3 protein-coding genes are annotated in these 4,746 nt (G+C 68.3%); 2 read left to right on the top strand and 1 reads right to left on the bottom strand.

Annotation, left to right across the window (positions count from 1 at the left end; all coding sequences use genetic code 11):
- Window positions 1-945, bottom strand: a 945-nt coding sequence (locus JOZ00_RS10730) for a DEAD/DEAH box helicase (RefSeq protein WP_293343531.1), incomplete at its 3' end; no start/stop codon positions are given.
- Window positions 946-1,041: 96 nt separating this feature from the next.
- Here JOZ00_RS10730 and JOZ00_RS10735 point away from each other — a divergent pair.
- Window positions 1,042-1,641, top strand: a complete 600-nt coding sequence (locus JOZ00_RS10735) for an LppP/LprE family lipoprotein (RefSeq protein ID WP_293343533.1) — start codon at window positions 1,042-1,044, stop codon at window positions 1,639-1,641.
- A gap of 43 nt (window positions 1,642-1,684) precedes the next feature.
- Window positions 1,685-4,746: TM0106 family RecB-like putative nuclease (locus JOZ00_RS10740; RefSeq protein ID WP_293343535.1), on the top strand; the 3,062-nt coding region annotated here is incomplete at its 3' end.

The raw sequence follows: 4,746 nt of genomic DNA on the forward strand, positions 1-4,746 counted from the left end.
CCCGCGCGCGGCGACGTCTGTGGCGACCAGGATGTCGATGCTGCCGTCCCGCAACGCGGCGATGGTCCGTTCGCGCTGCGCCTGTGCGATATCGCCGTTGATGGCGGCAGCGGAAAACCCACGCGCACGCAGCTTTTCGGCCACTTCCTCGGTGGCCTGTTTGGTGCGGACGAACACGATCATCGCTTCGAACGGCTCGACTTCGAGGACTCGGGTCAGTGCGTCCATCTTGCGCGGGCCGGCCACCTGGATGTAGCGCTGCGAAATGTTCTCGGCGGTGGCCGTTTTCGCCTTGGAGGTCACCTCGAACGGATCGTGCAGGTACTTGCTCGTAAGCTTGCGGATCGCCGCTGGCATGGTGGCCGAGAAGAGGGCGACCTGTTTGTACTCGGGCGTCTCGGACAGGATGCGTTCGACGTCCTCGGCGAAGCCCATGGTGAGCATTTCGTCGGCCTCGTCGAGCACCAGGTAGTCAACCCGCGACAGGTCGAGCGTGCCCCGTTCGAGGTGGTCGATGACCCGGCCGGGCGTGCCGACCACGACTTGCGCTCCGCGTTTCAGCCCGGCCAGCTGCACGCTGTACGACGAGCCGCCATAGATCGGCAGCACGTGCAGCTTGGGCAGATGAGCCGCGTAGCGGCTGAACGCCTCGGCCACCTGCAGGGCCAGCTCCCGGGTGGGTGCCAACACCAGCGCCTGGGTCGCGGTGCTGGAGACGTCGATCTTGGACAGGATCGGGATCGCGAATGCCGCCGTCTTCCCGGTGCCGGTCTGCGCCAGACCCACGACGTCCGAACCCGCCATCAGGGGTGGAATCGTCGCCGCTTGGATGCCCGTCGGCGTCTCGTAGCCGACGTCGGCTACCGACCGCAAGACGGAAGGGTGAATCTGCAGGTCGGCAAACGTCGTAGAAACAGCCTCGGGCGAGCTGTCCGGGTGGGTCATCGCCCAGGAGTCTAGTCACTTCAGTATCGGTGATCATCAGCACAGCTGGGCCGGCGCGGCCCCGCCTGCCACACCTGGCGGCCGGATGACGGTACGGTGCGCCGTGTGTGGTCGCTACCTTGTCGCGCCGAACCGCTGATCGATTCGGCCGCCGTCGCGATGGTCGCCCTGACGTTGACGGGCTGTGGTTCGGGGGATTCCACGGTCGCGAAGACACCGCAGGCCACGACGACAAGCGAGACCGCGTCGATCACCGCCCCGGCGACGCCGACGCCGGCTGCGGCAGGACCCGCGGCCGCCGCACCGCCGGCCGACCCGTGCGCGGTCAACCTTGCCTCGCCGACCATCGCCAAGGTGGTGTCCGAGCTGCCCCGCGATCCACGCAGCCAGCAATCCTGGAGCGCGGAACCGCTGGCCGGAAACTTCAACCAGTGCGCCCAGCTGTCGGCGGTGATCATCAAGGCCAACACCAACGCCGTCAATCCCACCACCCGCGCGGTGTTGTTCCACCTCGGGCAGTTCATCCCGCAGGGCGTGCCCGACACGTACGGGTTCAACGGCATCAACCCCGCGGAAACCACCGGCGACACTGTGGCGCTTACCTATCCGAGCGCGATCAACGGGCTGGCCACCTCGGTTCGGTTCCACTGGAACGGCGCCGGAGTGGAGCTGATCGGCAACACCACGGGCGGCTGAGCGCGGACCTGCGCTGTCGGGGCCCTCACCTACAGTTGCTGCTGTGTTTGTCACCGGCGACAGCGTCATTTACAGCGCTTCTGATCTGGCCGCCGCCGCTCGCTGCGAATTCGCGCTGTTAAAGGATTTCGACGCCAAACTCGGCTGGGGTCCGGCCGTCGACGTCGAGGACGACCTCTTCGCGCGGACCATCACCCTGGGCGACGAACACGAGCGCCGCGAGCTCGACCGGCTGCGCGCCGACTTCGGCGACGGGGTCGCGATCATCGGTCGCCCCGCCTACTCGCCCGCCGCGCTGGCGGCGGCCGCGGAGGCCACCCGGCGCGCCATCGCGGATCGCGCCCCCGTGGTGTACCAGGCCGCCATGTTCGACGGTCGCTTCCTGGGATTCGCCGACTTCCTGGTGCGCGACGGGGAGCGCTATCGCGTCGTCGACACGAAGTTGGCGCGCTCGGCCAAAGTCACTGCGCTGCTCCAACTCGCCGCGTATGCCGACGCGTTGGCCGCCTCCGGCGTCCCGGTGGCGGAGGAAGCCGAACTGCGCCTGGGCGACGGCAGCGCGATGCGCTATCGCGTCGCGGATCTGATGCCCGTTTATCGCACCCAGCGTGCGCGCTTGCAGCGGCTCCTCGATGAACACCACGCGGCCGGCACCGCGGTGCGCTGGGCGGACGAAGGCGTGGACGCCTGCTTTCGTTGCCCGCTGTGCACCGAGCAACTGCGTGCGACCGACGATCTGCTGTTGGTTGCCGGCATGCGAGTGGGCCAGCGGGACAAGCTGATTGGTGCCGGTGTCAGCACGGTTTCCGAGGTGGCCGAGTACACGGGACGGGTGGCCGACCTGGCGCCCGGCGTGCTCAACAAGTTGACCGCCCAGGCGAAAATTCAAGTCCGGCAACGAGAAACCGGTGTCCCGCAATTCGAACTGGTCGACCCGCAGCCGTTGACGCTGTTGCCAGAGCCGGATCCGGGTGACCTGTTCTTCGACTTCGAAGGCGACCCGTTGTGGACCGCCGACGGTCGCGAGTGGGGTCTGGAATATCTGTTCGGCGTCTTGGAGGCGGGCCCCGCCGGGAAGTTCAGCCCGCTCTGGGCGCACAACCGGGTGGACGAGCGCAAGGCGCTCACCGATTTTCTGGCGATGGTGGCCAGACGCCGCAAACGCCGTCCCAACATGCACATCTACCATTACGCGCCGTATGAGAAGACCGCGCTGCTGCGCCTCGCCGGTCGCTACGGGGTGGGCGAGGACGAGGTCGACGAGCTCCTGCGCAGCGGGACACTGGTCGACCTCTACCCGTTGGTGCGCAAGAGTATTCGCGTGGGAGCGGAGTCCTTCAGCCTGAAGGCGCTGGAGCCGCTCTACATGGGATCGCAGCTGCGCGCCGGCGACGTGACCACGGCCACCGGGTCGATCACCTCCTATGAGGAGTATTGCGAACTGCAGGCCGCGGGCCGCGGCGATGAGGCGGAGTCCGTGCTCAAGGAGATCGAGGACTACAACCGCTACGACTGCCGGTCGACGCAGGAATTGCGTAACTGGCTGATGCTGCGCGCGTACGAGTCCGGGGTGGTGCCGATCGGCGCCCAGCCCGTCAGCGACGGCAACCGCGTCGACGATCGTGACCGGTTGGCGATGACGTTGTCGGCCTTCACCGGCGACGCCGCCATCGGCGACCGCACCGCCGAGCAGACGGCGGTGGCACTGCTGGCCGCCGCGCGCGGCTATCACCGGCGCGAGGACAAGCCGTTCTGGTGGTCGCATTTCGACCGGCTCAACTTCCCTATCGACGAATGGGCCGACAGCACCGACGTTTTCGTCGCCGAGCAGGCGTCGGTCAGCGTCGACTGGCATACCCCTCCGCGCGCCCGCAAACCGCGCCGGGAGGTGCTGCTGCGCGGTGAGCTGGCGCGCGGCGACCTGATGAAGGGCGTCTTCGCCCTGTACGACCCGCCGGCCCCGCCCGGCATGACCGACAACCCCGACCGGCGGGCGGCCGGTCGGGCCGAGGTGGTGGCGGCCGACGATCCGGCGGTGCCCACCGAAGTCGTCATCGTCGAGCGAGTTGGCAGTGACGGCAAGACATTTGACCAGCTGCCGTTCGCGCTGACCCCGGGCCCACCCATCGCGACGACCGCGTTGCGGGAATCGATCGAGGCGACGGCCATCGCGGTGGCCGACGGATTGCCACGCCTGCCCCGCAGTGCCGTCGTCGACATCCTGCTGCGCAGCGCGCCCCGAACGCGCAGCGGCGGCCCACTGCCCCGCGGTGGCGACGCCGTCGCGGACATCACCGCCGCACTGCTGGACCTCGACTCGTCGTACCTGGCGGTGCACGGGCCGCCGGGAACCGGCAAGACGCACACCGCCGCGCGGGCGATCCACATATTGGTCACCGAACACGGTTGGCGCATCGGCGTTGTCGCGCAATCGCATGCCACGGTGGAAAACCTGCTGGACTGCGTCATCGACGCCGGACTGGACCCGGAGCGGGTCGCCAAGAAGCGCAACGACCACAACGCGCCGCGCTGGCAGGAGATCGAGGGCAACGCCTATGCGGCATTCATCGCCGGCACGGCGGGATGCGTAGTCGGCGGCACGGCATGGGATTTCGCCAACGCCAACAAGGTGACGCCGGGCAGCCTGGACCTGCTGGTGATCGACGAGGCGGGCCAGTACTGCCTGGCCAACACCGTCGCCGTGGCACCTGCGGCCGCGAATCTCCTCCTGCTCGGCGACCCGCAGCAGCTGCCCCAGGTCAGCCAGGGCACCCACCCGGAACCCGTCGACACGTCCGCGCTGGACTGGCTGGTCGACGGTCAGCGCACCCTGCCCGACGAACGCGGCTACTTCTTGGACTGCTCCTACCGAATGCATCCGGCCGTCTGCGCCGCGGTTTCTGCGCTGTCCTACGAGGACAGACTGCATTCCCACGAATGCACGGCCGCCCGCCACCTCGACGGGTATCGGCCCGGTGTGCAACTGCTTTCGGTTGACCACCAGGGCAACTCGACCGACAGCCCCGAGGAGGCCGACGCGATCGCCGCCGAGGTCGGGCGACTGCTCGGCGCGTCGTGGACCGACGAGCACGGCACCCGAGCGTT

The sequence above is a fragment of the Mycobacterium sp. genome (genome assembly GCF_019243155.1).
In the GTDB taxonomy this organism is placed as follows: domain Bacteria; phylum Actinomycetota; class Actinomycetes; order Mycobacteriales; family Mycobacteriaceae; genus Mycobacterium.